General features: G+C 68.2%; 31 protein-coding genes. All 31 read right to left on the reverse strand.

Translation table 11 applies throughout. The annotated features are described in order from the left end of the window. Nucleotides 1–21: 21 nt before the first annotated feature. On the reverse strand, nt 22–1,011 hold the full coding sequence (locus ACIPYT_RS00975; RefSeq protein WP_050722516.1) for a DNA-directed RNA polymerase subunit alpha: 990 nt from the start codon (nt 1,009–1,011) through the stop codon (nt 22–24). Between the two features lie 144 nt (nt 1,012–1,155). Next, nucleotides 1,156–1,554 (reverse strand): 30S ribosomal protein S11, encoded by a 399-nt coding sequence (gene rpsK / locus ACIPYT_RS00980; protein WP_050722515.1) that lies wholly within the window; start codon nt 1,552–1,554, stop codon nt 1,156–1,158. Nucleotides 1,555–1,585: 31 nt separating this feature from the next. After that, complete coding sequence (gene rpsM, locus ACIPYT_RS00985) at nt 1,586–1,960, reverse strand: 30S ribosomal protein S13 (protein ID WP_047524098.1); 375 nt, start codon at nt 1,958–1,960, stop codon at nt 1,586–1,588. A 130-nt stretch (nt 1,961–2,090) separates the two neighbouring features. Beyond that, nucleotides 2,091–2,207 (reverse strand): 50S ribosomal protein L36, encoded by a 117-nt coding sequence (gene rpmJ / locus ACIPYT_RS00990; RefSeq protein ID WP_005050492.1) that lies wholly within the window; start codon nt 2,205–2,207, stop codon nt 2,091–2,093. Nucleotides 2,208–2,272: 65 nt separating this feature from the next. After that, nucleotides 2,273–2,494 carry a translation initiation factor IF-1 gene (gene infA, locus ACIPYT_RS00995; RefSeq protein ID WP_028496510.1) on the reverse strand — a complete coding sequence of 74 codons (222 nt, stop codon included), beginning with the start codon at nt 2,492–2,494 and terminating at the stop codon, nt 2,273–2,275. A gap of 178 nt (nt 2,495–2,672) precedes the next feature. Next, nucleotides 2,673–3,344 (reverse strand): DsbA family protein, encoded by a 672-nt coding sequence (locus tag ACIPYT_RS01000; RefSeq protein WP_401069579.1) that lies wholly within the window; start codon nt 3,342–3,344, stop codon nt 2,673–2,675. 149 nt (nt 3,345–3,493) lie between these two features. Then, nucleotides 3,494–4,342 (reverse strand): type I methionyl aminopeptidase, encoded by an 849-nt coding sequence (gene map, locus ACIPYT_RS01005; RefSeq protein ID WP_401069582.1) that lies wholly within the window; start codon nt 4,340–4,342, stop codon nt 3,494–3,496. A gap of 8 nt (nt 4,343–4,350) precedes the next feature. Further along, complete coding sequence (locus ACIPYT_RS01010) at nt 4,351–4,947, reverse strand: adenylate kinase (RefSeq protein WP_401069584.1); 597 nt, start codon at nt 4,945–4,947, stop codon at nt 4,351–4,353. Further along, the gene (gene secY / locus ACIPYT_RS01015; RefSeq protein WP_401069587.1) at nt 4,944–6,266 is read right to left on the reverse strand and encodes a preprotein translocase subunit SecY; all 1,323 of its coding nucleotides are present in this window, start codon (nt 6,264–6,266) and stop codon (nt 4,944–4,946) included. The genes ACIPYT_RS01010 and secY overlap by 4 nt, the downstream gene beginning before the upstream one ends. A gap of 104 nt (nt 6,267–6,370) precedes the next feature. Then, complete coding sequence (gene rplO, locus ACIPYT_RS01020) at nt 6,371–7,000, reverse strand: 50S ribosomal protein L15 (RefSeq protein ID WP_401069590.1); 630 nt, start codon at nt 6,998–7,000, stop codon at nt 6,371–6,373. Next, on the reverse strand, nt 7,000–7,185 hold the full coding sequence (gene rpmD / locus ACIPYT_RS01025; RefSeq protein WP_042538783.1) for a 50S ribosomal protein L30: 186 nt from the start codon (nt 7,183–7,185) through the stop codon (nt 7,000–7,002). Before rpmD ends, rplO begins: the two co-directional genes overlap by 1 nt. After that, nucleotides 7,185–7,862 (reverse strand): 30S ribosomal protein S5, encoded by a 678-nt coding sequence (rpsE, locus tag ACIPYT_RS01030; RefSeq protein ID WP_220174217.1) that lies wholly within the window; start codon nt 7,860–7,862, stop codon nt 7,185–7,187. The genes rpmD and rpsE overlap by 1 nt, the downstream gene beginning before the upstream one ends. Nucleotides 7,863–7,882: 20 nt before the next feature. Further along, entirely contained in the window at nt 7,883–8,242 is a 360-nt protein-coding gene (gene rplR, locus ACIPYT_RS01035; protein WP_029260926.1) for a 50S ribosomal protein L18, read from the reverse strand. A gap of 2 nt (nt 8,243–8,244) precedes the next feature. Beyond that, complete coding sequence (rplF, locus tag ACIPYT_RS01040) at nt 8,245–8,781, reverse strand: 50S ribosomal protein L6 (protein WP_401069595.1); 537 nt, start codon at nt 8,779–8,781, stop codon at nt 8,245–8,247. A 6-nt stretch (nt 8,782–8,787) separates the two neighbouring features. Then, entirely contained in the window at nt 8,788–9,186 is a 399-nt protein-coding gene (gene rpsH / locus ACIPYT_RS01045) for a 30S ribosomal protein S8 (protein ID WP_401069597.1), read from the reverse strand. A gap of 133 nt (nt 9,187–9,319) precedes the next feature. Further along, nucleotides 9,320–9,910: a 50S ribosomal protein L5 gene (gene rplE, locus ACIPYT_RS01050; protein WP_401069600.1), complete on the reverse strand. Its 591-nt coding sequence runs from the start codon at nt 9,908–9,910 to the stop codon at nt 9,320–9,322. Beyond that, a complete protein-coding gene (rplX, locus tag ACIPYT_RS01055) occupies nt 9,910–10,257 on the reverse strand; it encodes a 50S ribosomal protein L24 (protein ID WP_401069603.1) in 348 nt (115 codons plus the stop codon). The genes rplE and rplX overlap by 1 nt, the downstream gene beginning before the upstream one ends. 3 nt (nt 10,258–10,260) lie before the next feature. Then, nucleotides 10,261–10,629: a 50S ribosomal protein L14 gene (rplN, locus tag ACIPYT_RS01060; protein WP_053097479.1), complete on the reverse strand. Its 369-nt coding sequence runs from the start codon at nt 10,627–10,629 to the stop codon at nt 10,261–10,263. Next, on the reverse strand, nt 10,626–10,943 hold the full coding sequence (rpsQ, locus tag ACIPYT_RS01065) for a 30S ribosomal protein S17 (protein ID WP_401069606.1): 318 nt from the start codon (nt 10,941–10,943) through the stop codon (nt 10,626–10,628). Before rpsQ ends, rplN begins: the two co-directional genes overlap by 4 nt. Then, on the reverse strand, nt 10,943–11,260 hold the full coding sequence (gene rpmC / locus ACIPYT_RS01070; protein WP_050722500.1) for a 50S ribosomal protein L29: 318 nt from the start codon (nt 11,258–11,260) through the stop codon (nt 10,943–10,945). The genes rpsQ and rpmC overlap by 1 nt, the downstream gene beginning before the upstream one ends. Further along, nucleotides 11,260–11,679 (reverse strand): 50S ribosomal protein L16, encoded by a 420-nt coding sequence (gene rplP, locus ACIPYT_RS01075; RefSeq protein WP_401069609.1) that lies wholly within the window; start codon nt 11,677–11,679, stop codon nt 11,260–11,262. The genes rpmC and rplP overlap by 1 nt, the downstream gene beginning before the upstream one ends. After that, nucleotides 11,679–12,434, reverse strand: a complete 756-nt coding sequence (gene rpsC / locus ACIPYT_RS01080; protein WP_401069612.1) for a 30S ribosomal protein S3 — start codon at nt 12,432–12,434, stop codon at nt 11,679–11,681. Before rpsC ends, rplP begins: the two co-directional genes overlap by 1 nt. Then, nucleotides 12,434–12,832 (reverse strand): 50S ribosomal protein L22, encoded by a 399-nt coding sequence (gene rplV, locus ACIPYT_RS01085; protein WP_401069615.1) that lies wholly within the window; start codon nt 12,830–12,832, stop codon nt 12,434–12,436. The genes rpsC and rplV overlap by 1 nt, the downstream gene beginning before the upstream one ends. After that, a complete protein-coding gene (gene rpsS, locus ACIPYT_RS01090) occupies nt 12,832–13,113 on the reverse strand; it encodes a 30S ribosomal protein S19 (protein ID WP_017201589.1) in 282 nt (93 codons plus the stop codon). The genes rplV and rpsS overlap by 1 nt, the downstream gene beginning before the upstream one ends. A gap of 12 nt (nt 13,114–13,125) precedes the next feature. Further along, on the reverse strand, nt 13,126–13,965 hold the full coding sequence (gene rplB, locus ACIPYT_RS01095) for a 50S ribosomal protein L2 (RefSeq protein WP_401069618.1): 840 nt from the start codon (nt 13,963–13,965) through the stop codon (nt 13,126–13,128). A gap of 21 nt (nt 13,966–13,986) precedes the next feature. Continuing rightward, nucleotides 13,987–14,310, reverse strand: a complete 324-nt coding sequence (gene rplW / locus ACIPYT_RS01100) for a 50S ribosomal protein L23 (RefSeq protein WP_017829206.1) — start codon at nt 14,308–14,310, stop codon at nt 13,987–13,989. Further along, the gene (rplD, locus tag ACIPYT_RS01105; protein WP_401069621.1) at nt 14,307–14,969 is read right to left on the reverse strand and encodes a 50S ribosomal protein L4; all 663 of its coding nucleotides are present in this window, start codon (nt 14,967–14,969) and stop codon (nt 14,307–14,309) included. The genes rplW and rplD overlap by 4 nt, the downstream gene beginning before the upstream one ends. A gap of 2 nt (nt 14,970–14,971) precedes the next feature. Continuing rightward, entirely contained in the window at nt 14,972–15,631 is a 660-nt protein-coding gene (rplC, locus tag ACIPYT_RS01110; RefSeq protein WP_401069624.1) for a 50S ribosomal protein L3, read from the reverse strand. Nucleotides 15,632–15,639: 8 nt separating this feature from the next. Beyond that, nucleotides 15,640–15,948, reverse strand: a complete 309-nt coding sequence (rpsJ, locus tag ACIPYT_RS01115) for a 30S ribosomal protein S10 (RefSeq protein WP_017201594.1) — start codon at nt 15,946–15,948, stop codon at nt 15,640–15,642. 883 nt (nt 15,949–16,831) lie between these two features. Beyond that, nucleotides 16,832–17,056, reverse strand: coding sequence for a hypothetical protein (locus ACIPYT_RS01120; RefSeq protein ID WP_401069627.1), 225 nt, complete (start codon nt 17,054–17,056; stop codon nt 16,832–16,834). A 63-nt stretch (nt 17,057–17,119) separates the two neighbouring features. Further along, nucleotides 17,120–26,248 carry an isopeptide-forming domain-containing fimbrial protein gene (locus tag ACIPYT_RS01125; RefSeq protein WP_401069630.1) on the reverse strand — a complete coding sequence of 3,043 codons (9,129 nt, stop codon included), beginning with the start codon at nt 26,246–26,248 and terminating at the stop codon, nt 17,120–17,122. Nucleotides 26,249–26,476: the final 228 nt, after the last annotated feature.

Genomic DNA, 26,476 nt, shown 5'->3' on the forward strand with positions numbered 1-26,476 from the left:
TCCTGGTCAGAAGGTCGGGTATCAGAAGGACTCGTCTTCGCTGCCGCCGTAGAAGTGGGCGCCGTCGAAACCGGGCACCGAATCCTTGAGCGACAGACCGAGCGAGATGAGCTTGTCGCGCACCTCGTCGACCGACTTCTGGCCGAAATTGCGGATGTTCATGAGCTGCGTCTCCGACAGGGCGACGAGCTCCGAAACGGTGTTGATGCCCTCACGCTTCAGGCAGTTGTACGAACGCACCGACAGGTCGAGGTCCTCGATCGGCATCGACAGCTCGCTGGAGTTCACTGCCTCCACCGGCGCCGGGCCGATCTCGATGCCCTCGGCCTCGACGTTCAGCTCGCGGGCGAGACCGAACAGCTCGGTGAGCGTCTTGGCGGCCGACGCGACGGCGTCGCGGGGGCTGATCGCCGACTTGGTCTCGACGTCCAGGACCAGCTTGTCGAAGTCGGTGCGCTCACCGGCACGGGTGGCGTCGACGCGGTAGCTGACCTTGAGCACCGGCGAGTAGATCGAGTCGATCGGGATCTGACCGGCCTCGGCGTACTCGTTGCGGTTCTGCGTCGCCGAGACGTAGCCGCGGCCGCGCTCGATCGTGAGCTCGAGCTCGAACTTGGCGGTGTCGTTGAGCGTCGCGATGACGAGCTCGGGGTTGTGCACCTCGACACCGGCCGGAGCCGAGATGTCGGCGGCGGTCACTTCGCCCGCACCGGTCTTGCGCAGGTACGCGGTGATCGGCTCGTCGCGCTCGCTCGAGACGACGAGCTGCTTGATGTTGAGGATGATCTCGGTGACATCCTCCTTCACGCCGGGGATGGTGCTGAACTCGTGCAGCACGCCGTCGATGCGGACGCTGGTGACAGCGGCGCCGGGGATCGACGACAGCAGGCTGCGACGGAGCGCGTTGCCGATCGTGTATCCGAAGCCGGGCTCCAGAGGCTCGATGACGAACCGGCTCCGGTTCTCGACGATCTTTTCCTCGGTGAGTGTGGGACGCTGTGCAATGAGCACTCTGTGTTCCTTTCGATCACATGACCGCTATATGACATGTGGTGGGTGAGGTCTTGAGTTGTGACGTTTCCGTCGGCCCGCAGAGCGGGCGGACCCGCGAACGGGCATGTGAGGGATGCCGTGGCACCCCTCACATGAGCCGGATCAGACGCGGCGGCGCTTCGGCGGGCGGCAGCCGTTGTGCGCCTGCGGGGTGACGTCCGAGATGGAGCCGACCTCGAGGCCTGCGGCCTGGAGCGAGCGGATCGCGGTCTCGCGGCCCGAGCCCGGACCCTTCACGAGGACGTCGACCTTCTTGACGCCGTGCTCCGCAGCCTGGCGGGCGGCGGACTCGGCCGCCATGCCGGCGGCGTACGGGGTCGACTTGCGCGAGCCCTTGAAGCCCACGCCACCCGACGATGCCCACGCGATGACGGCGCCGGACGGGTCGGTGATCGAGACGATGGTGTTGTTGAACGTCGACTTGATGTGGGCCTGGCCCAGCGCGATGTTCTTCTTCTCCTTGCGGCGCGGCTTGCGCGCGGCGGCCTTGGGTGCAGCCATGAAAATGTTCTCCTAGTCCCTGGGGCCGCGCTTAGCGGGCCTTCTTCTTGCCGGCGACGGTGCGCTTCGGGCCCTTGCGGGTACGGGCGTTGGTCTTGGTGCGCTGACCACGGACCGGGAGGCCACGACGGTGGCGGATGCCCTCGTAGGAGCCGATCTCGACCTTGCGGCGGATGTCTGCGGCGACCTCGCGGCGCAGGTCACCCTCCACCTTGTAGTTGCCTTCGATGTAGTCGCGGAGTGCGATGAGCTGGTCGTCCGAGAGATCCTTCACGCGGATCGACTCGTCGATCTCGGTGGCCTTGAGGATCTCGACCGAGCGGGTACGGCCGACGCCGTAGATGTAGGTAAGGGCGATCACCACGCGCTTGTCGCGCGGGATGTCAACGCCGGCAAGACGTGCCATGCGATTCTCCTGAGTGTGGTGGAGGTGTGGAGCAGGATCGGTGCTCGGGCCTCCGCCCCGAGGTGTCCCCCACCGGAGTGGGATCTGATCCTGCCGTTAGATATTGAGTTGTGAGTCAGATCTGGTGGGATCAGCCCTGGCGCTGCTTGTGGCGCGGGTTGCTCTTGCAGATCACCATGACGCGGCCGTGACGGCGGATCACCTTGCAGTGATCGCAGATGGGCTTGACGCTGGGGTTGACCTTCATGATGTTTCCTGTTCGCTGTCTTCACCGGGCAGGCACGGATGCCTGGGGTGTTACTTCTCGACCGATCAGCGGTAGCGGTAGACGATGCGGCCGCGGGTCAGGTCGTAAGGGCTGAGCTCCACGACCACGCGGTCCTCGGGGATGATGCGGATGTAGTTCTGCCGCATCTTTCCGGAGATCGTTGCCAGGACCTTGTGCCCGTTGGTGAGCTCAACGCGGAACATCGCGTTGGGCAGAGCCTCGGAGATCACGCCCTCGATCTCGATGACACCGTCTTTCTTAGCCATAGCCTCGCTTGCGCTTCTGCAGACCGGTCGATCTGCGTTGTGAGTGGGATTGCGGTGTCTCGCCGATTCGGAACACGCCGAATCAAGGCGCAAGGCACCAAAGATCTATGTTAGACGACGACGGGAGTTCCGGCAACCTGAGCAGGATGCCGGAACTCCCGGAATCGGTGACACTCGATCAGCTGATGAGGTCGGTGAACTTCTTCAGATCAGCCTGGTCCTGCAGGTTCAGGCGCTCGCCGTTGATCTCGACGGTCGGCGTGCCGCCGATCTCGTTCGACTTCGCCTGCGCGGCGCCGAACTTGCGGTAGGTCTCGTCGGTGATGCACGACACGGCGTCTGTCGCGCCGACCTGGGTGGCGAAGTCCGCGAGCTGGTCGGTGGTCAGACCGCTGGAGTTCTCCTGCGGCTGGTTCTCGAACAGAGTCTTGGCGTAGTCCAGGTAGAGATCGGGGTTCGACTCGGCGACGCACACGGCCGCTCCTGCGGAGCGAGAGGAGTACTCGGTCCCCTGCGAGAAACGGTCGAGGATCGCGATCGGGTGGTACTCGAGGGTGATGCGACCGTCGGCCGCTGCGGCCTCGAGCGCCGGGCCGAACTGGTCCTCGAAGCTCTTGCAGACGGGGCACTGGAAGTCGACGAAGACGGCGACCGTGTCCTCACCGTCGCCGAACGAGATCGACCCCGTCTCGGAGTTGAACGAGTCGTTGCTCTCCGGCGCGGCACCCGGCGCCGTGGCCTGGTTGTTGAGGGACACCACGACGAACGCGAGGACGGCCAGGACGACCACCACAGCCGCCGAGACGCCGATCACGAACCAGTTGGGACTGCTGCTCTTCGCGGCTGCCATTGCTTTCCGTTTCTGTCGAGGCCCGCTCACGGCGAGTCCGGCCTGAAGTCTGCGGGTGCAGTCGCACCCAAGCATCTATTCTGCCCGGAGAAACCTATGCGCCGGTTGTGACGGCGGTGACGATACGGCGTCGTTATGCGAACGCGTCGTCACGCGATGGGCGTCGGCGTGACACCGAAGGGGGCGAGGCCCGCCGCTCCCCCGTCGTCGGCCGTGAGCACCCAGATGCCGTCGGCGTGCAGGGCGACGCTGTGCTCCCAGTGCGAGCCGTCGGTGCCGTCGACGGTCGACACCGTCCAGTCGTCCTCCTCGACGAACGTCTCCTCGCCGCCGGCTGTGACCATCGGCTCGATCGCCAGCACGAGACCGGGCTTGACCTCGGCGCCGGGATCGGGCGTGCGGTAGTTGAAGACGCTCGGCGCCTCGTGCATCTTGCGTCCGATGCCGTGGCCCACGTACTCGCGCAGGATGCCGTAGGTCTTCCCCGACACGGCGGAGGGACCCTGGGTTTCGATGTAGCCCTGGATCGCCGCCCCGAGGTCGCCCAGGTGCGAGGCGGAGGCCATGGCGGCGATGCCCGCCCACATAGACCCCTCGGTGACCCGGGAGAGCTCTTCACGGCGAGCGACGACCTCGGGCCGTGTCTCGTCGGGAACGACGACCGTGATCGCGCTGTCGCCGTTCCAGCCCTGATACTGGGCTCCGCAGTCGATCGACACGATGTCGCCGGCCTGCAGCACCCGCTCGCCGGGGATGCCGTGCACGACCTCCTCGTTCACGGAGATGCAGGTCGTGTGGCTGTAGCCGCGCACGAGCTGGAAGTTCGACTCCGCGCCGCGCTCCACGATCAGCCGGTTCGCCGCGGCATCCAGCTCCAGCGTCGTGACGCCGGGGCGGACGAGCGGACGCACGGCGTCGAGCGCCGCGGCCGTGATGAGACCCGGCTCCACCATCGAGCGGAGCTGGGCCTGCGTCTTGTAGATCGACCGGCGGAACATCGCAGGCGTCAGGCCGCGAGGCGCAGACCGCGGGCGGTCAGTGCCGCGAACACGCGCTCGGTGATCTCGTCGAGCGTGCCGACGCCGTCGATGCGGTCGACGATCCCGCGCTCCCCGTACACCTCGAGGATCGGCGCGGTCTCGTGCTCGTAGATGTCCAGACGGTGCGCGATCGCCGCGTCGGTGTCATCCGAGCGCCCCTGCTCCGCCGCGCGGAGCTTCAGGCGGGCGATGCTCTCCTCGCGCGGCACGTCGAGCAGGATGACCGCGTCGAGCGACTCGCCGCGACCCGCGAGGAACTCCTCGAGGTGCGCGACCTGCGCCGTGTTGCGGGGGTACCCGTCGAGCAGGAAGCCGTTCACGGCGTCGTCCTGCGACAGGCGGTCGCGCACGATCTCGCCGGTCAGGGCGTCGGGAACGAGGTCGCCCTTGTCGAGGATCGCCGTGACCTGCTGACCGAGGTCGGTGCCCTCCTTGATGTTCGCGCGGAACATGTCGCCGGTCGACACCACGGGGATCCCGTAGGACTCGGCGATGCGGACGCCCTGCGTGCCCTTGCCGGAGCCCTGCGGGCCGACGATCAGGAGACGTGCGGATGCTGTCATCGGAGGAGCCCTTCGTAGTGACGCTGCTGCAGCTGCGCATCGATCTGCTTGACCGTCTCGAGACCCACACCGACGATGATGAGGATGGAGGCGCCGCCGAACGGGAAGTTCTGGTTGGCGCCGACGGTGGCGAGGGCGATGAGCGGGATCAGCGCGATCAGACCGAGGTAGATCGAGCCGGGCAGCGTGATGCGGGTGAGCACGTAGTCGAGGTACTCGGCGGTCGGACGACCGGCACGGATGCCGGGGATGAACCCGCCGTACTTCTTCATGTTGTCGGCGACCTCGACCGGGTTGAAGGTGATCGCGACGTAGAAGTAGGTGAATCCGATGATCAGCAGGAAGTACGCCGCCATGTAGATGGGGTGGTTGCCCGTGGTGAAGTACGTGCTGATCCAGGTCACCCACGCGGCCGGCTCGGAGCCGTCCTGCGGGGTGTTGAACTGCGCGATCAGCGCCGGGATGTACAGCAGCGACGAGGCGAAGATCACGGGGATCACACCCGCCATGTTGACCTTGATCGGGATGTATGTGTTGGTGCCGCCGTAGGTGCGGCGACCGACCATGCGCTTGGCGTACTGCACCGGGATGCGGCGCTGGGACTGCTCGACGAAGACGACGAGTCCCATCACGATGATGCCGACCAGCAGCACGAGCAGGAAGACCTCGAAGCCGCGGCTCTCCCAGATCAGCCACATCGCGCCGGGGAACGTCGCGGCGATCGAGGTGAAGATGAGCAGCGACATGCCGTTGCCGACGCCGCGCTCGGTCACGAGCTCGGCGAACCACATGATGAGGCCGGTGCCGGCGGTCATCGCCATGATGATGAGCAGCTGCGCCCACCACACGTCGTTCGTGAGGAGGTTCTGGCACGCGGCGACGTCGGTCTGGCCGAAGAGCTGTCCGCTGCGGGCGACGGTGACGAGCGTGGTCGACTGCAGCAGCGCGAGCGCGATGGTGAGGTAGCGCGTGTACTGGGTGAGCTTGGCCTGGCCGGCCTGACCCTCCTTGTGCAGCGCCTCGAAGTGCGGGATGACCACGCGGAGCAGCTGCGTGATGATCGTCGCGGTGATGTACGGCATGACGCCGAGCGCGAAGATCGACAGCTGCAGGAGCGCGCCACCGGAGAAGAGGTTGACGAGCCCGAGGAGCCCTTCGGTACCCGAGTTGAGTGCCAGACACTGCTCGACGTTCGGGAAGTTCACGAACGGAGCGGGGACGTTGGAGCCGAGTCGGTAGATCGCGACGATGGCGAGGGTGAAACCGATCTTCCGACGCAGGTCTGGCGTGCGGAAGATCCGCGCGATGGCGCTAAACAAGGGACGTTCCTCCTGAAAAGGTTGCCGATCCGCGAAGGACGGCTGAAAGAACAGGCTAACGCATAAGAGGGGCCGGAGAATCTCCGACCCCTCTCATGACGTGGTTACTTGACGGATCCGCCCGCGGCCACGATCTTCTGCTCGGCAGAACCCGAGACCTTGTCGACCGCGACGGTGAGCTTCACGGCGATGTCGCCGTTGCCCAGAACCTTGACCTTCTCGTTCTTGCGAACGGCACCCTTGGCGACGAGGTCGCTGACGGTGACGTCGCCACCCTTGGGGTACAGCTCCGCGAGCTTCTCCAGGTTCACGACCTGGTACTCGACGCGGAACGGGTTCTTGAAGCCGCGCAGCTTCGGGGTGCGCATGTGCAGAGGCATCTGCCCACCCTCGAAGCCGACGCGCACGGTGTTGCGCGCCTTCGTGCCCTTGGTGCCACGACCGGCGGTCTTGCCCTTGGAGCCCTCACCGCGACCCACACGGGTCTTCGCGGTGTTGGATCCGGGGACCGGACGCAGGTGGTGCACCTTCAGGACGCCGGGGCGGGATGCCGGAGCATCCTTCTTCGGCGCGGCCTTCTTGGCGGCGGGCTTCTTCGCAGGAGCCTCGGCCTTGGCGTCGGCCGCAGCGGCCGGTGCCTTCTTGGCCGCGGGCTTCTTCTCGGCGGCAGCCTTGGGAGCGGCAGCCTTCTTCGGGGCCTTCTCGGCCTCGACGGCGTCGTTCTTCTCAGCCATTAGTCGATCTCCTCAACCTTCACGAGGTGCGCGACGGTCTTGACGTAGCCGCGCGTCTGCGCGTCGTCGGGGCGGACGGTGCTGTCACCGATCCGCTTCAGACCGAGCGAACGCAGCGTGTCACGCTGGTTCTGCTTCTCGCTCACCTTGGACTTCACCTGCGTGACCTTGAGCCGGGCGGCCATCAGGCACCTACCTTCTGTGCGGCGATGGCGTCAGCCTCGGCGCGGACGAGACGCGCGGGTGCGACCTGGTCGAACTCGAGGCCACGACGCGCGGCGACCGCACGGGGCTCCTCGAGCTGCTTCAGGGCGGTCACCGTCGCGTGCACGATGTTGATCGTGTTCGACGAGCCGAGCGACTTCGACAGCACGTCGTGGATGCCGGCGCACTCGAGCACGGCGCGCACGGGACCACCCGCGATGACACCGGTACCGGCGGCGGCGGGACGCAGCAGCACGACACCGGCCGCAGCCTCACCCTGCACGGGGTGCGGGATGGTGCTGCCGACGCGCGGCACGCGGAAGAAGTTGCGCTTGGCCTCTTCGACACCCTTCGAGATCGCCAGGGGGACCTCGCGGGCCTTGCCGTAGCCGACGCCCACCAGACCGTTGCCGTCGCCGACGACCACGAGAGCGGTGAAGCTGAAGCGACGACCACCCTTCACGACCTTCGACACGCGGTTGATGGTCACGACGCGCTCGAGGAACTGGTTGTCACCACGGTCGCGCGAGTTGCGGTCGCGGCCACCCTGGTTGCGGTCACCACGGCCGCCGCGGCGACCGTCGCGCTGGTCACGAGCCGGCTCGGCCTGCGTGGTGCCGGCAGCCGTCTCGGAAGTGGCAGCAGCCGCTTCGGTCACTTCGTTCTCCTTGTTGTCACTCACAGTGCCAGGCCTCCCTCACGAGCGCCATCGGCGATGGCGGCGACACGACCGGCGTAGCGGTTGCCGCCACGGTCGAACACTGCCTCGGAAACGCCGGCGGCCTTCGCGCGCTCGGCGAGCAGCTCGCCGACCTTGCGTGCCTTGGCGGTCTTGTCACCCTCGAGCGAGCGCAGGTCGGTCTCGAGCGTCGAAGCCGACGCGACGGTGTGACCCTTGCTGTCGTCGACAAGCTGCACGAAGACGTGGCGAGCCGAACGGTTGACGACGAGGCGCGGACGCACCTCGGTGCCGACGACCTTCTTGCGAAGGCGGGCGTGACGACGCGCGCGGGCGTCAGACTTTGACTTGAGAGCCATGGTTACTTACCACTCTTTCCGGCCTTGCGACGCACGTTCTCGCCGGCGTAGCGCACGCCCTTGCCCTTGTACGGCTCGGGCTTGCGGATCTTGCGGATGTTGGCAGCTGCCTCGCCGACAGCCTGCTTGTCGATCCCGCTGACGGTGAGCTTGTTGGTGCCCTCGACCGTGAGCGTGATGCCGGCGGGAGCGTCGATCAGGACCGGGTGCGAGAAGCCGAGGGCGAACTCGACCGAGCTGCCCTTCTGCTGCACGCGGTAACCGGTGCCGACGACCTCGAGACCCTTGGAGTAGCCCTGGGTCACGCCGATGATGTTGTTGCTGATGAGCGTGCGGGTCAGGCCGTGGAGAGACCGCGACTCGCGCTCGTCGTCGGGACGGGTGACGAGAACCTGGTTCTCCTCGACCGCGACCTCGATGGGGCTGGCGACCGTCAGGGTGAGCTCACCCTTGGGGCCCTTCACCGCGACCTCACGGCCGTCGACCGAAACGGTCACGCCCGCGGGAACGTCGATGGGAAGTCGTCCGATACGCGACATGTCGAATTACCACACGTAGGCGAGAACTTCTCCGCCCACGCCCTTCTGCTCAGCCTGACGGTCGGTGAGAAGACCGGAGGAGGTGGACAGGATGGCCACGCCGAGGCCGCCGAGGACCTTGGGGAGCTCGGTGGACTTCGCGTACACGCGGAGTCCGGGCTTCGACACGCGCTTGATGCCCGCGATCGAACGCTCCCGGTTGGGGCCGTACTTCAGCTGCAGCGTGAGGTTCGTGCCGACGCGAGCGGCAGCGGTCTCCCAGCTCGCGATGTAGCCCTCCTGCTGGAGGATCTCGGCGATGTGCGTCTTCAGCTTGCTCGACGGCAGCGTCACGGAGTCGTGGTGCGCCGAGTTCGCGTTGCGCAGACGGGTCAGCATGTCTGCGACCGGGTCTGTCATTGTCATTGTTGTTTTCCTTCGTTCATGAGGTTCCGGCTGCCGTTACACGACAGACGGCCTGCGATGAGCACGCAATCTTCAATTGTACGGGCACTTCGACGGGCTCAGTGACCGGATGGTCGCCGAGCCCGTCGAGGTGTCACGCCTGTGCGTCGTCCGAGCGGAACGGGAAGCCGAGGTGGCGCAGCAGGGCGCGACCCTCGTCATCCGTCTTCGCGGTGGTGACGACGGTGATGTCGAAACCGCGAACCCGGTCGATCTTGTCCTGGTCGATCTCGTGGAACACGCTCTGCTCCTGGAGACCGAACGTGTAGTTGCCGTTGCCGTCGAACTGCTTGCCCGAGAGACCGCGGAAGTCGCGGATACGGGGCAGTGCGAGCGACACCAGACGGTCGACGAACTCCCAGGCGCGGTCGCCACGCAGCGTGACGTGCGCGCCGATGGCCTGACCCTCGCGCAGCTTGAACTGCGCGATGGACTTGCGGGCCTTCGTGACGATCGGCTTCTGACCGGTGATCTTGGTGAGGTCGTCGACCGCACCGTCGATCACCTTGCTGTCGCGAGCTGCCTCGCCGACACCGGTGTTCACGACGACCTTGACCAGGCCGGGGATCTGCATGACGTTCGAGTAGCCGAACTCGTCCTGCAGCGCCTTCTTGATCTCGGAGTTGTACTTCGCCTTCAGGCGGGGCTGCACCTTGACAGCCTCCGCAGCGTCAGTAGCTGCCATCAGAGGTCCTTACCGCTCTTCTTCGCGTAGCGCACGCGGACGGTGCGCTTCACGCCGTCCTTGGTCTGCTCCTCGACCCGGTGGCCGACCTTGGTCGGCTTCTTGGTCGAGGGGTCGACGAGTGCGACGTTCGAGATGTGGATGGGAGCCTCGACAGTCTCGAGGCCACCCGTCTTGGTGCCACGCTGCGTCTGACCGACGCGCGTGTGCTTGGTGACGTAGTTCACGCCCTCGACGACGACGCGGTTGCGCTCGGACAGGATCTCGAGGACCTTGCCCTGCTTGCCGCGCTCGTCCTTCGGCCCGGTGATGACCTGGACCAGGTCACCCTTCTTGATCTTCGCCATGACTTAGATAACCTCCGGCGCCAGCGAGACGATCTTCATGAACTTCTTGTCGCGAAGCTCACGACCGACCGGCCCGAAGATACGGGTGCCGCGGGGCTCCCCGTCGTTCTTCAGGATCACGGCGGCGTTCTCGTCGAACTTGATGTACGAGCCGTCGGGACGGCGCGTGGACTTGACGGTGCGGACGATGACGGCCTTGACGACGTCGCCCTTCTTGACGTTTCCGCCGGGGATCGCGTCCTTGACGGTCGCGACGATGGTGTCACCCAGGCCGGCGTACCGACGACGCGAGCCGCCGAGCACACGGATGGTGAGCAGCTCCTTCGCGCCGGTGTTGTCGGCGACCTTGAGGCGAGACTCCTGCTGAATCACTTGGCCTTCTCCAGAATCTCCACCAGACGCCAGCGCTTCGTGGCGCTCAGCGGGCGGGTCTCGTTGATCAGGACGAGGTCGCCGATGCCGGCGGTGTTCGCCTCATCGTGCGCCTTGACCTTCGAGGTGCGGCGGATGACCTTGCCGTAAAGCGGGTGCTTCACGCGGTCCTCGACCTCGACCACGATGGTCTTGTCCATCTTGTCGCTGACGACGTAGCCGCGGCGGGCCTTGCGGTACCCACGGGCGTCCGCGTCGCGGACGTCGTGCGCGGCGTGCTCGACCTCAGCGGCTGCAGCCTTCTTCTCAGCCATCACTCGGCCTCTTCCTTCACGGCGTCGTCAGCGGCATCCGCCTTCTTCGCCTTCGACTTGGACGCCTTCTTGGCCGGAGCCTCGACGGGAGCGGGCGTCGCACGGATGCCCAGCTCGCGCTCGCGGATCACGGTGTAGAGGCGCGCGATGTCGCGCTTGACGGCGCGGATGCGGCCGTGGCTCTCCAGCTGGCCGGTGGCCGACTGGAAACGGAGGTTGAACAGCTCCTCCTTGGCCTTGCGCAGCTCCTCAACGAGGCGCTGGTCTTCGAACGTGTCGAGCTCTGCCGGAGCGAGCTCCTTGGTGCCGATCGCCATTACGCGTCGCCCTCCTCGCGCTTGATGATGCGTGCCTTGAGCGGCAGCTTGTGGATTGCTCGGGTCAGTGCCTCGCGAGCGAGCTGCTCGTCGACACCCGCGACCTCGAAGAGGACGCGGCCCGGCTTGACGTTGGCGACCCACCACTCGGGCGAGCCCTTACCGGAACCCATGCGGGTCTCAGCCGGCTTCTTGGTGAGCGGGCGGTCGGGGTAGATGTTGATCCACACCTTTCCACCACGCTTGATGTGACGGGTCATCGCGATACGAGCGGACTCGATCTGACGGTTCGTCACGTACGCGGGCGTCAGCGCCTGGATGCCGAAGTCGCCGAAGGAGACCTTCGTGCCACCGGTGGCCTGGCCATCACGCTTGGGGTGATGCTGCTTGCGGTACTTGACCTTGCGGGGGATAAGCATCAGGCAGACGCTCCTTCTGCGACGGGAGCCTCGTTGCGCGGCGCGCGGCGGCGGTCGCCACCACGGTCGTCACGACGGGACTTCGGTGCGTTGGCCTGCTCGCGGGCAAGCTCCTTGGCGGTGAGGTCGCCCTTGTAGATCCAGACCTTCACGCCGATGCGGCCGAAGGTGGTCTTCGCCTCGTAGAAGCCGTAGTCGATGTTCGCGCGCAGCGTGTGCAGCGGCACACGACCCTCGCGGTAGAACTCCGACCGGCTCATCTCGGCGCCGCCGAGGCGGCCGGAGACCTGGATGCGGATGCCCTTGGCGCCAGCGCGCTGCGCGCCCTGGAGACCCTTGCGCATCGCGCGACGGAACGCCACACGAGCAGAGAGCTGCTCGGCGATGCCCTGCGCGACGAGCTGAGCGTCGGCCTCGGGGTTCTTGACCTCGAGGATGTTCAGCTGGATCTGCTTGCCCGAGAGCTTCTCGAGGTCTCCGCGGATGCGCTCGGCCTCGGCGCCACGACGACCGATCACGATGCCCGGACGGGCGGTGTGGATGTCGACGCGGACGCGGTCACGGGTGCGCTCGATCTCGATGTTCGAGACGCCGGCACGGTCGAGCTGCGTCTGCAGCAGACGACGGATCTTGATGTCCTCGGCGACGTAGTCGGCGTAACGCTGACCCGGCTTCGTCGAGTCCGAGAACCAGCGCGACACGTGGTCCGTGGTGATGCCGAGGCGGAAGCCGTACGGGTTTACCTTCTGTCCCATTACTTGCTCGCCTTCTTGTTGCTGTCACCCGCAACGGCCGGAGCCGCCTCGGGCGTGGAGAGCACGACCGTGATGTGGCTCGTGCGCTTCTTGATCTGGAAAGCGCGACCCTGTGCACGGGGCTGGAAACGCTTGAGCGTCGTGCCCTCGTCCACGTACGCGTTCTTCACGTACAGGTCCTGCTCGTCGAGGAACTCGCCGTCACGATCCGCCTTGACCTGTGCGTTGGCCATGGCCGACGCGACAAGCTTGTAGATCGGCTCGCTGGCCGACTGCTGAGCGAACTTCAGGATCGCCAGAGCCTCTTCGGCCTGCTTGCCCTTGATGAGGGCGACGACACGACGAGCCTTCTGCGGGGTCACGCGGATGTGCTTCACGCGTGCGATGGATTCGACCATTAGCGGCGCCGCCCCTTCTTGTCGTCCTTCTCGTGGCCGCGGAAGGTGCGGGTGGGCGCGAACTCGCCCAGCTTGTGACCGACCATGGTCTCGGACACGAACACGGGGATGTGCTTGCGTCCGTCGTGGACCGCGATCGTGTGACCCAGCATGGCCGGGATGATCATGGACCGACGGGACCAGGTCTTGATGACGTTCTTCGTGCCGGCTTCGTTCTGCACGACCACCTTGCGAAGCAGGTGCTCGTCGACGAAGGGGCCCTTCTTAAGACTGCGAGGCATCTTCTCTTACTCCTACTTGCGCTTCTTGCCGGCGTTACGACGACGCACGATGTACTTGTCGCTTTCCTTGTTGGCGTGACGGGTACGACCCTCAGCCTGACCCCAGGGGGTGACGGGGTGACGACCACCGGACGTCTTGCCCTCACCACCACCGTGCGGGTGGTCGACCGGGTTCATCGCGACACCACGGACCGTGGGACGCACGCCGAGCCAGCGCTTGCGACCGGCCTTGCCCCAGTTGATGTTCGACTGCTCGGCGTTGCCGACCTCGCCGATGGTCGCGCGGCAGCGCGCATCGACGTTGCGGATCTCGCCCGAGGGGAGACGCAGCTGGGCGTAGGGGCCGTCCTTCGCGACGAGACGGACGGACGCGCCGGCCGAACGTGCGAGCTTGGCACCGCCACCGGGACGGAGCTCGATCGCGTGGATCACCGTACCGGTCGGGATGTTCTTCAGCGGGAGGTTGTTGCCAGGCTTGATGTCAGCCCCGGCACCCGACTCGACGATGTCGCCCTGCTTCAGCTTGTTCGGCGCGATGATGTAGCGCTTCTCGCCGTCGAAGTAGTGCAGCAGCGCGATGCGCGCGGTGCGGTTGGGGTCGTACTCGATGTGAGCGACCTTGGCGTTGATGCCGTCCTTGTCGTTACGACGGAAGTCGATGACGCGGTACTGGCGCTTGTGGCCACCACCGATGTGACGGGTCGTGATGCGGCCCTGGTTGTTGCGACCACCGGTCTTGGCGAGCGGGCGCAGCAGCGACTTCTCCGGCGTCGATCGCGTGATCTCGGCGAAGTCAGCCACCGACGAGCCGCGGCGGCCCGGGGTCGTGGGCTTGTACTTGCGAATAGCCATGATTGTCCTTTATCCCCCGGATCAGCCGATTGCCGTGAAGATGTCGATGGTGCCCGACTTCAGGGTCACGATGGCGCGCTTGGTGTCCTTGCGCTTGCCGGTGCCGAAGCGGGTGCGACGAGCCTTGCCGACGCGGTTGAGGGTGTTGACCCCTGCGACCTTGACGCCGAAGATCTTCTCGATGGCGAGCTTGATCTCGGTCTTCGAAGCGCGCGGGTCGACGAGGAAGGTGTACTTGCCTTCGTCGATGAGCCCGTAGCTCTTCTCGGACACGACCGGCTTCAGGATGATGTCGCGCGGGTCCTTGTTCAGGGCCGTCTGGAGAACAGATGCCTGCTCGCTCATGCGGAGACCTCCTGGTTGGCGCCGGACTTCGAGGCGATGAAGCCCTCGAGAGCGGCCTGGGTGAAGACGATGTCGTCGGAGACGAGCACGTCGTAGGCGTTGAGCTGGTCGAACGTCAGCACGTGGACGTGGCCGAGGTTGCGCAGGCTCTTGAGCGCGAGCTCGTCGCCGCGCTCGGTGACCACGAGGACGTTCTTCGACGTGGCGACCTGGGCGAGGAAGCTCGCCGCGGCCTTGGTCGAGGGCGTGCCCTCGGTGCCGAACGTGTCGATCGCGTGCAGGCGGTCGCCGCGGAAGCGGTCGCTCAGCGCGCCCAGCAGGGCGGCGGCGATCATCTTCTTGGGGGTGCGCTGCGAGTAGTCGCGCGGCTTGGGGCCGTGCACGATGCCACCACCGGTCATGTGCGGCGCGCGGATCGAGCCCTGACGGGCGTTACCCGTGCCCTTCTGCTTGAAGGGCTTGCGGCCGGCACCGGAGACCTCGCCACGACGCTTGGTCGAGTGCGTGCCCTGGCGAGCCGCCGCGAGCTGCGCGACGACGACCTGGTGGATGAGCGGGATGTTCGTCTTGACGTCGAACAGCGCGGCGGGAAGCTCGACAGAGCCTGCCTTCTTGCCGTCTGCCTTGAGGACGTCGAGCGCGAGAGTCGAGTCAGCCATGATCAGGCACCCTTCACTGCGTTGCGGACGTAGACGATGCGGCCACGAGCACCGGGGACGGCGCCCTTGACGAGCAGCAGACCCTTCTCGATGTCGACGGCGTGCACCGTGAGGTTGAGGACGGTCACGCGCTCGCCACCCATACGGCCGGCCATGCGCATGCCCTTGAAGACGCGGCTCGGGGTCGACGACGCGCCGATCGAGCCGGGCTTGCGGTGGTTGCGGTGCGCACCGTGCGAAGCCGAGACGCCCTTGAAGTTGTGGCGCTTCATGACACCGGCGAAGCCCTTGCCCTTGCTCGTGCCGACGACGTCGACGAGCTGGCCGGCCTCGAAGGTGCCGTCGACCGTGAGCTCCTGGCCCAGCGAGTAGTCGCCGGCGTCCGCGGTGCGGATCTCGGTGACGTGACGACGCGGCGTGACGCCTGCGGCCTCGAAGTGGGCGGTCAGCGGCTTGTTCACCTTGCGCGGGTCGATCTGGCCGTACGCGATCTGCACGGCGTTGTAGCCGTCCTTCTCGGGGGTACGGATCTGCGTGACCACGTTCGAGGCGAGCTCGATGACGGTGACGGGAACGAGCTTGCCGTTCTCGTTCCACACCTGGGTCATGCCGAGCTTCGTGCCGAGCATGCCCTTGGAAATCTTGGAGTTGATGTCAGCCATGTCGAACCTCAGAGCTTGATCTCGATGTTGACATCGGCCGGCAGGTCGAGACGCATCAGCGAGTCGACGGCCTTGGGCGTCGGGTCGACGATGTCGATCAGACGCTTGTGGGTGCGCATCTCGAAGTGCTCGCGGCTGTCCTTGTACTTGTGCGGCGACCGGATGACGCACACGACGTTCTTCTCGGTCGGAAGGGGCACGGGACCGACGACGGTGGCACCGGCACGGGTGACGGTGTCGACGATCTTGCGTGCGGACGTGTCGATGACCTCGTGGTCGTACGACTTCAGGCGAATGCGGATCTTCTGTCCCGCCATTGTCTGCTCTCTCTCTTTAAGCGTCTTACCGACCGGGGCCGGGTGACCCTGGGGCATTGGACGCACGTCGGCGCTGTTCGCGCCTCGGCACTCGAACGGCTCCGGGGAGCCGGTCTGCGCACCACTGTTCTGCTGTCAGCCCGCACGCCTCTCGACGAGCGGATGCCGACCCCCGCCGCGCACGGCAGGGCCCTCATGATGAAGGTGTCGGGGGTGTTCTGCCACCCGCGGCCTAGGTCCCTGCGCTCTGCGCCGCCTATGCACTGCCCTGGTGGTGATCCGGCGCACGCGCGAGCGCCGCCGAAATGTCGAACCTGACTATTCTGCCACGGCTGATTTCCGTTCTGCAAACCCGGGCGTGTCGCGGTTGCTGGGCATCCGCTGAGCATCGTCGGACGTCGCCTCCGCCGGCATCCGCACGGGGTCTCGGTCGACGCGGGACGGGCCTCGTCCGCGAACGTTCAGCCGCGCGAGGAGAGCGGGGCGAGGCATCCCCATGCCTCGCCCCGCTTGGGGAGGGCGTTCAGTGCGAGGGGGCACACCGAACGCGAGGACTCCGACGTGAAGGGACGCCGGATTCCTCGACCGAGGGCGCGGCGAGAAGACCGCCGCGCAGGCGGGAAGACGCCTGAGCGCACAGAGTGCGCGCGTCGCACGATGATCCCCAAAATCGCTTCCCCAGTTTGACGCGGCGAACCGCGTGGATTCAGAATGTCGAACCCCTTCGACATTCCTCGACCGCAAGATCCCCAGGCGGTCGATCTTCATCATAGACGACCGGAGCCTCGAAACGCGAGAGCGCGGTCGGGAATGTGTCGCACGCCGGACACGGCGACGGCGGCCCTCCCTGGGGAGAGCCGCCGTGTGCAGCGGTGGGACGGGACTACTCGTTGCCGATGGCCTTGTCGGCCTGGTCGCGGATCTCGTCGATCTTGTCCGCGGCGCCCGGCGCGATCTTCTTCGCGAAGTCCGCGACGCCGTCGAGGACCTTGTCGCTGATGTCCTCGGCCTGGTCGCTCTTGACCGCCTCGGCGATCTTGTCCTTGTTCTGCTCGTACAGGTCCTTGCCCTTGTTGACGGCGTTGCCGACGGTTTCCTCGATACCCATGCGGGCCCCCTTCGATGATGCGGTCAGAAGCGCCGGTGGTCCCGCGCCATGTTCATTCTGCACTCACGCGACGTCCCGCGGAAGAGCGGCAGCGACCACCCGACGGCGACGACGCACGAGCAGCAGCCCGCCGCACACGAGCATCAGCAGCGCCAGGAGCGCGAGCGCCCAGGCGGGTGCCGCGCCCGTCGTGGCGAGCGGGTCCGCCGGAGCGACGTCCGCCCCCGCGTTCGACACCAGCTCCGCGTCGCCCACCTGCTCGGTCGGCGAGTCGACCGACACGATGTTCATGACGGCCGGGTACGTCGCCTGGCCCACGCGCACGTGGAGCGTGAGCGTGACCTCGCCGTCGACCGGGATGCCGTCGGCGAGAGTCCAGGTGACGACGCGACCGTCGACGCGCACACCGGCATCCGGAGAGCTCGCGAACGTGAGCCCGTCCGGGAGCGCGTCGGTGACGGTGATCGGGCCGGGATCGGCCGTGGGGCCGATGTTGCGGACGACGATCTCGTACGTGCCCTCCTTGCCGACCTGGAACAGCCCCAGGGCGGTCTTCGTGACGACCAGCGCCGCCATGGCCGGCACGTCGACGGCATCCTCGACGCGGTTGTCCTCCGGCGTGCGATCCGGATGCGCGTCGGTGATCTCCTCGGCCGTGACCTCGGCGACGTTGACGACCTCGGGGTACGCGCCCACGAGGACGCGCGTCCCGATCACGAGGTCGGCGGTCTCGTCACCCGGCGACAGCGGCGGTGCGTAGCGCGCGACCACCCGCGTCCCCGCCTCGGGGACGTCCCCGTCGACGGGCTCGACGGACTCGAGGGTCCAACCGGTGCCGACCGCGTCGCCGACCGCGGTCACGACCTCGAGCCCTGCGGGCACCGTGTCGACGATCACGACGCCGGTGGCCTCGGAGGGGCCGACGTTGCGGACCTGGAGGGTGAAGGGCAGCTCGTCGCCGATGCGCACCGCGTCGGCGTCGTGCCGCTTGACGACCGCCAGATCGACCTCGCGGGCCACCGTGACGTCGGCCGCGTCCGTGTCGTTGTCGGCGTGCGCATCCGGTGTCCCCGACGAGACGGTCGCGGTGTTGCGCAGGATGCTGTCGTGCGCTGCCGCCGGATCCACCAGGGCGGCGAACTCGATCGCGGGCGCCGAGACGCCGCTCGCGAGACCCGTCGTCGACGGCGCCAGGGTGAACGTCACCAGCTGTGCGTCGTTCTCGTCGACGACCGCGGTCCACAGGTCTGACGCGTCATCCGTCAGCGCGAGGAACGACGTGCCGTCGGGCAGCCGGTCGGTCACCGTGACCGGACCGACGGCATCGCTCGAGCCGAGGTTCTCGACGTCGACGCGGTAACGCAGGCTCTCGCCCGCGATCGCCGTCGACGTCTCATCGCCGTCAGCCGTGATCGCCGTCTTCACGAGTCGGAGGTCGGCATCCGTCGTCACGTCGATCCGCGCCGTGTCCTCGTCTTCGTGCGGCGACGTCGAGCGACTGTCGGTCCACGTCAGCGTCGCCGTGTTGGTGAGCGCGGTGCCGGTGGGCACGTCGGATCCGATCAGGGCGACCACGGTGATCGTGCTCTCGCCCAGAGGATGCTCGGAGCGCGAGCACGTCTGCGCCGCGTCGTCGCACGTCCATCCCTCCCCCGCGATCGACACCGGCGTCAGGCCCGACGGGAGGACGTCGGCCACGAACGCGTCGGCGACCGACGGTCCGGCGTTGTCGACCGTGAGCGTGTAGACGACCTCGGTGCCGGCGATCCACGGTCCGGCCGCCGCCTCCTTGACGATCGTCATCTCGGCGAGGCGCACGACGTCGATCGACGCCTCGTCATGGTTGTCGCTCGGGTCGACGTCGTCGGGGCCGGTCACGTCGGCCGCGTTGACGAGGCGCTGCGGGCGCAGGTCGGCGGACACCGCCGTCGTCACCTCGATCACGATCGTGGCCCCCGAGGCGAGCGTGTCCGTGCCGCCGAGCGCCGCCCAGGAGAGCGTGCGTCCGTCGTCCGACACCACGGCGTCGGCGTCCACCGCGCCGGACCCGGCCACGGCGATCGTGGACGAGACGTAGTCGAGACCGGCCGGCAGCCGGTCGGAGATGTCGATCGGAGCGCCCGAGATGCTCGGTCCGCGGTTGGTCACTGTCAGCAGGAAGCGCGTCTCGGTGCCCGCGACGACCTCGGGCACGACGTCGTCGGCCACCGGGGCGCCGTCGGCGCCGATCGCCTGCTTGACGATCGACAGGTCGGCCACCCGATCGGATGCCGTCGTGTCGCCGTCGCGCGGGGCGTTGGTCGCGTTCGTCGCCGACGCCTGCGCCCAGTTCTCGACCTCCGACCCGGGTACGAGCGCGGCGTCGACCGTGTAGGTCACGATGAACGAGCGCGTGCTCTGCCCCGACGCGGCGGGCACCGTGCCGTCCACCGCGAAGGTGTCGGATGCTCCCGGACCCGCCGTGCGCGTCCAGGCGCCGGACTCGTCCTCCACCGAGGCGTAGGTCAGCATGCCGGGCACCTCGTCGACGACGCGCACATCGCGCGCGTCGGCCGGGCCGTTGTTGGTGACGATCACGCGGTAGCTGACCGTGTCACCCGCCACCACGTCGGGGAGGGCGGCGCCGAGGTGCGCGGCATCCTTCCACTCGCCGTTGTCGCGCACGACGCGCGTCTTCGTGATCGCGAGCGTGGTGGCGTCGCCCGGGGTGACCGCGGCCTCGCCGGTGTTGTTCGACGACGTCGGATCGGTCGTCGCGCCCGGCACGACCGATGCCGCGTTGCGGATCTCCCCGCCCGTCCACGACGCGTCGATCGTCCCGGTGAGCGCGAGGCTCTGCGCCGGACCCACCGGCATCTGCGATCCGACGAACGTCCAGGTGACGATGTCGCCGGCTGCGGCCGGCCATCCGTCTGAGGCCGAGACGGTCCAGGCCGACAGCCCGGCCGAGGGATCCTGCACCTCCGAGACCCCCGCGGGGATCGTGTCGGTCACGGTGATCGGCGTGGCACCCGTCGAGAGCGCGACGGACGGACCGTTGTTGCGCACCGCGATGCTCCAGGTGATCGGGCGGCCCGCGGTCGGCTCGACCGTGTTCGCGGTCTTGGTCACCGCGAGGTCGGCGGCCGTCGCGATCACGGTCGACGCGGAGGACGCGTTGTCCTTCGTGACGTCGGCGGGGCGCTCGTAGGTGCGTCCGTTCGCTGCGGCGGTGTTGGATGCCGTGCCGGTGGCGGATGCCGCGACCGAGACGTTCGCGAGCAGCACGATGCGATCCGTGCCGTCAGCCTTGAGCGTGCGCGCGCGGCCGCCCACGACGAACGGGTCGTCTGTGGTCCCGCTGCCGGTCAGGGTCAGGGCGACCCCCGTGGTGTCGGAGGCGGACGCGTGGTAGCGCGCGGTGAAGGCACCGGTCGTGACGCCGTCGGGCAGGTCGACCGCGTCGGTCACCGTGAACGGTCCGCTCGCGGCATCCGGTCCCTGGTTGCTGATCGTGATGCGCCACTGCGGCTGCGCGTAGCCCGAGCGCGCCGTGTCGCCCGCGGTCCACACGCCCTGCACGCCGCCGATCGCCTGCTTCACGACCCGGAGGTCGGCGCGTGCGATGTGCGCGGATGCCGAGGCGTCGGCGCCGACGTAGGCACCGGACGCGTTGCGCGTCGAGCCCGTCGTGTCGGTCGCACTGCCGCCGACCGTGTTGCGATGGTCGACGGAGAGCCCAGCGCCGGCATCCGTCACCGCACCCGGGTGCGGAACGGTCGAGAACGTCACGAGAAGCGTGCGCTGCGCGTCGGTCGCTCCCGACGAGGTGCCCGCGAGCAGCGGCTGGCCGCTCGACGACCCGAGCGTCCAGGTCAGCACCTGGCGTCCGTCCTTCGCCGTGATGACCGGCGCTGCCAGATCGACGGGCTGCCGGGTGCCGACCGTCAGGCGCGGCACGACCGTGGCGTCGTACTCCCAGTTGGCGGGGAGCGTGTCCGTCAGCGTGATCGTCTGGGCCGCGCCCGTGCCGGAGTTGCGGGCCTGCAGCGTCCACGAGAAGGTCTCGCCGACGAAGGCCTCGCTGCCCGAGGTCGCGCGCTTGCTCAGTGCGACCTGGGGGAACCGGGGCGTGATGTCCGCGGCGCCCGAGGTGTTGGTCGACAGGATCGCGCCGCCGCCGGGGCGCGTGCCGGTGCCCGGACGGTACGTCCATCCCCCGGTCTCGGCGGACTCGTAGCGGGTGACGACCGCGCGGTTGCCGAGCGCGCCGGTGCCGAGGGCCTCGGCGGGCACGAACGTGCCGTCGTACACGAGGTCGACGACCTCGGAACCCGGTCGGTCGCCGAGCGGACCTGCGAGCGTCCAGGTGATCACGCCGCCGCGTCCCTCCCGCAGCGCCGCGCCGTCGGAGAATGTCGCGTCCGCGAACACCGGCTGCGCGGTGTCGATGCGGATGCCGGGGTCGACGGTGTCGGTGACGACGACGCCGTACGCGGGGGCGGTGCCGACGCCGGTCGCGGCGGTGACGCGCACGCGGTACGTGAACGACTGCTCGGGGCCGCCGGTGGAGGCGGAGCCGTACGCGGTGTCGTCAGCGCCGGCGTTCTTGACCGCCTTGGCGATCGTCACGCTCGGGTTGAGGATCGTGATCGGGGCGGTCGCGGTCTGGGAGCGCCGCTCGGCGTCGGACGTCGAGCCGTCGACCCTGCTCCAGGCGAAGGTCGCGCTATTCATCGGCGCGGCCACCGCCACCGAGGTGGTGAGTCGGGCCTGGTAGGTCACCGTGATGGTCCTGATGCCGTTCCAGGCGACCACGTCGTTCGGCGCGATGCTCCACGAGAGCGTGCGGCCCGAGAGCGACGGCGCCCCGACGGTCGGCGTGTTCGGACCGCCGGCCCACTGCACGGTCTGGGTGCTCGTGCCCTCGGCGACGTACTCGACGCCCACGGGCAGCGTGTCGGTCAGCGCGACGTCGTAGAAGTTGGTGCTCGACGGGAGGGTCGTGGTCACGGTGTACGTGACCACCTCGCCGACCGCGGCCGACGCGGGGGCGACGGTCTTCTCGATCGACGCCTCCGGCATCCTCACCGTCGCGTTCGCGGTGCGCGTGTAGGTGCCGCGGCGATCCGCGGTGTCGGCGTCCGCCCCGACGGCGAGCGGGAGGGTGTGGCCGGCCAGCTCGGCGCGGTTGACGAACTCGGATCCACCGCCCGGGTGCTCCTGCACCGTGCCGAGGTACGTGAGCGTGGCGGTGCTCGCGTCTCCGCGGAGCGCGGAGATCGTCCACTCGATCAGGGTGCCGGTGCCGCTCCCGCGTGTGATGGCGGTGTCGGCGGTGCCTTCGCACGCCTCGTCGAGGATGCGTGCGGTGCCGGTGGACGCGCGGAGATCGCTCGGGGTGATCTCCTTCGGCACACAGTCGATCACGACGGCGTCGTACAGCGCGGGACGCCCGGAGGCGTTGGTCGCCGTGAGGGTGTAGGTGACCGTGCCGCGCGACGAGACCGTGGCGGAGGACGAGGTCTTGCGCAGCGTCGGCTCGGGCTCGACGAACTGCACGGATGCCGTGTCGGTGCGCGTCAGTCGCGCGTCTCCCCCGGCGTTCGGGTCGCGGAACACGAGCCGTGCGGTGTTGGTGAGCTGCGCACCGTTCGCGATGTCTCGCACGGACGGCCCCGCCGCGGAGTCGCGATCGTGCACCCACGTGGTGATGCGCACGCGGAACGTCTGCGGCTGCGCCGTGTCGTTCGTGTAGGTGTCGGGGAAGGTGAGCACGCCGTGGGTAGCTCCCGCGGTCTCGGACGCGCGGAAGTCGTCAGCGCCGTCGCCGATAGCGAGCGGAGCACCATCGGGGCCGATGTAGGCCGCGCTGCCCGCGACGTACTGGTAGGTCACGGAGCCGGAGGCGAGCCCGAAGGCGCCGTCGTCGGCGAGGACCGCGCCCGCGATGGTCGTGCGTGCGGGGATAGTGACGGCGTACTCGAACGTGGCGTACTCGCCCTGCACGATCTGCGTCGCGCTGTTGCGCGCGCCGTCGCCGAGGTCGACGATGCCCGCGGAGGAATCGGCGGTCGGCGCGACCGCGGTCGAGACGAGCTTCTTCTCGATCACGACGTCGGGCAGGTGCACCTCCGCACTGTCGACGGTGCCGGCGTCGCCGGTCGCGACCTCCCCGTCACGGGGCGTGCGCGTGGTGAGTTGCTGGCCGCCACCGTCGGTCTGCGGCACCACCGTGGTGGTGCGCGACGGCGTGTTCTCGATCGCGTAGCTGACGATGCCGGCCGTGTTGGTGTAGCTCTGCGTCAGCTGTGCGGCGTCCCCGCCGCCGGCGACACCCGCCGGCACGGTGAGCGTGTAGCCGAGGCTGACGCCGCGCACGACCGCGGGCGCGGCCTCGGTCGCGGGCGCGCTGCCGGCGACGGATGCGGATACCGTCCACGCGATCACCGAGCGGTCGGTGAGACCACGCGCGGGTGCGATGCCGTCGGGGAGCGTCTCGCCGGCGTCGTACGCGGTCGCCGAGAACTCGCCGGCCGCGAGGGGCACTGATGCTCCCGCATCCTGCCGTTCCGCGGTGAAGCCCGACACATCGGCCTTCGTGACGCCTGCGGGGAGCACGTCCCACACCACGTAGTCGGTGGTGGTGTTCTGCGGTGCGGTGACGTCGATGCGGTACTCGACCTCGTCGCCCTGCACGACCTGGCGCGTCTCGATGCGCGACCCGAACCCGGCGCCGATGACGTCGCCGTCGACCGCGCGGATGCCCTTGGTCAGCGTCGCACCCCAGTCGAGGTCGATGCCGGCGTCGTCGCGCAGGAACGAGATCTCCCCGTCGACGTTGACCTGCTGGTACTTGGCGTGGTTCAGCGGGCTGTCGACGTCGTCGCTCGACGCCGACTGCGCGCTGACCTCACCGCGCAGATAGACCGTGACCGTGCTGCCCGCGGGCATGAACCGGTCGTCGCTGCCGCTGCGGTTGCGTGCGCCGAACTCCCATGACAGCGCGGTTCCGTTCGCCGTGGTGTTCGGGATGTACTCGCTCGGGAAGGTTCCGGATCCCCAGGCGACGGGGCCCGTGACGTCGGCGACCCCGGGGATCCCACGGTACCCGTATGCGACCTCTGCGATGTCGACGCCCTCGGGGAGATAGTCGGTGAGGATCGGGTCTCGGGTGTCGATGCCGGCGGCGAAGGGCACCACGATGCGGTACCAGACGTCGTCGCCCGGCGAGAACGGCGTCGCGCTCTCGGCCGACCACACGGCATCCGTGTCGGTCGGCGCCTGTCCGCGTTCGAGCACCGTCTTCTCGAGTCCGGTGTAGCGCGAGGCGATGACGGCCGAGGAGTCGTCGAGCGCGTGCCGGACTCCGCCGACGCGGTCACTCAGGTCGGGGTCGTCGGCGATGGCGGCGATCGGGGTCGTCTGCGCCGCGACGTGCACGGTGTTGACGAAACGGTCGCCCGAGCTCGTGCCGCCGTTCGCCCCCGTGTAGTCGGGGCGCTGCATGGCCGCGTACCGGCCCGTGTACGACGCTCCGGCGGCGAGGTCCGCCACCGCGAAGGTCACCGTGAACGTGCCCTCGGCCGGCGCGTATGTCATCGACGTGAGCGTGAGGCCCTCCGAGACATCGGCTCCCCGCACCGCGGTGGGGAAGTCGCACGCGTCTCCCGCGATCTGGGCGTTCCACTCGTCTCCCGTGACCTCGCGGTCGCCGATCTTCAGCGTCACGTCCGACCCGGAGGCGGGGAAGGCGGGGCAGAGACCGTTCGGGATGACATCGGTGAGCACGATCTCGGAGGCGTCGACGTACTCGCTGACGTCGACGCGCACCGAGTAGGTCGCGACAGCGCCGGTGTCGAACATGCCGCCGCTCTCGACGCCCTTCACGACACGGACGTCGACGGCCTCGATCACCTCGTCGTCGTCATCGTGCGCGGCACGGTGCGCGGGGTCTCCGCCGAGCACGGCGCCCTGGTACGTGCCGGCGACGGCGGCCACGTTGCGGAAGGACTGCGCGGCCTCCGCGGAGTCGGCGCCGCCGTGGCGCGTGGACGCACCGGTGTTGTTGTCGAGGTTCGCCGCCTGACCGCCCGCGGCGGCCGCCGGGGCGGACCCCTCGGCCCACAACTCGTTCGCGAACAGGGGCACGGCCGCGTGGTAGCGGATCTCGGCCGTGGCACCGGCGGCGAGTTCGCCGAGCGTCCACACGACGACCGTGTACACCCCGGCGCCGGGGAGGCCCAGGGCAGCGGCGCGTGCGGCGTCTACGCGCACGGTGTCGACGGACTCCGCTGCCGTGACACCGCCGGTCAGCGCGGGCGCCCCCGGGTACTCGATCCCGGTGGAGTTGTCTCCTGCGGCGAGGCCGAGGTACTCGAGGCCCGCGGGGAGGTAGTCGGTGACGGTGACGCCGGTGGTCGCACCACGGGTCGTGTTCTCGACGCGCAGGGTGTAGGTCGTGACACTGCTGTGCACACCGCGCAGCAGCTCGCTCTCGACGCTCGGCTCGTTCTTCACGATGCGCAGCGCCTGCACGGGCACGTCATCGGTCGCGGTACCGGCACCCGAGGTGTGCGCGGTCGTGCGTGCCACGCTGGGCGATCCGTCGTACGTGGGCAGACGCGACGGATCGTTGCTCGTGTAGGCGCGGATCGAGAACCCGATCTCGCCACCCACCGGGTAGAGGTCGCTGACGGGGGCGATCACGATGCTCGACGACACGGTGGCCCCCTGCGGGAGGTCGTTGACGTTCGACCAGACCCAGACCTGCTGTCCCGCCGGCACAGCGCACAGCGGCGTCTCGGCGGCGGCGACGAGGCCGAGGGCCTCGCAGCCGGTCGCGACGGTGCGCGACCGGTTCGGAAGCGTCTCGCCCTCGGCGTACACGACGGGTGCGCCGAAGGCGCCTCCTGACACATACTCGACGGATGCCGGCAGCATCGCGACCAGGCTGAGGTTGAACTGCGCACCGCCGTCGCCGTTTCGCACGGCGACGTCGAAGGTCACGTCCTCGCCGGCGAGGACGAAGTCCTTCCCCGCTCCGGACGGGTCGGCGCTCTGCGCCGTGACCGAGGGCGCCCACGGGGCGGCGACCGCCGTCTGCGCCGTGACGCCGAGGGCGAGAGCCCCGGCGATGAGCGAGACGACAGCGGTGACCGCCGTCAGTCTCCGGGCGCGCTGATCGAACTTCCGACGCAGGGTCGAACGCATGCTGAAACTCCCCTATGACCCCGCACACCACTCCCCGATGTGCGGGCACTCCCCTCTCGCATGCACCGGGTGCGCGGTCGGAGGAGGTTCGGGTTCCCCAGATCACCCACGTCGGCTGTCGATCCGCCCTTGACCGCGGAACGACGCATACGGGCCGCACGAAGTGCAGCACCCCTCACCGTATACGACACTTCGTGTTGTATTCAAAATCATGCATCGGCGAGTCGT

The organism is Microbacterium sp. NPDC089695 (assembly GCF_044749085.1).
Classification (GTDB): Bacteria; Actinomycetota; Actinomycetes; order Actinomycetales; family Microbacteriaceae; genus Microbacterium.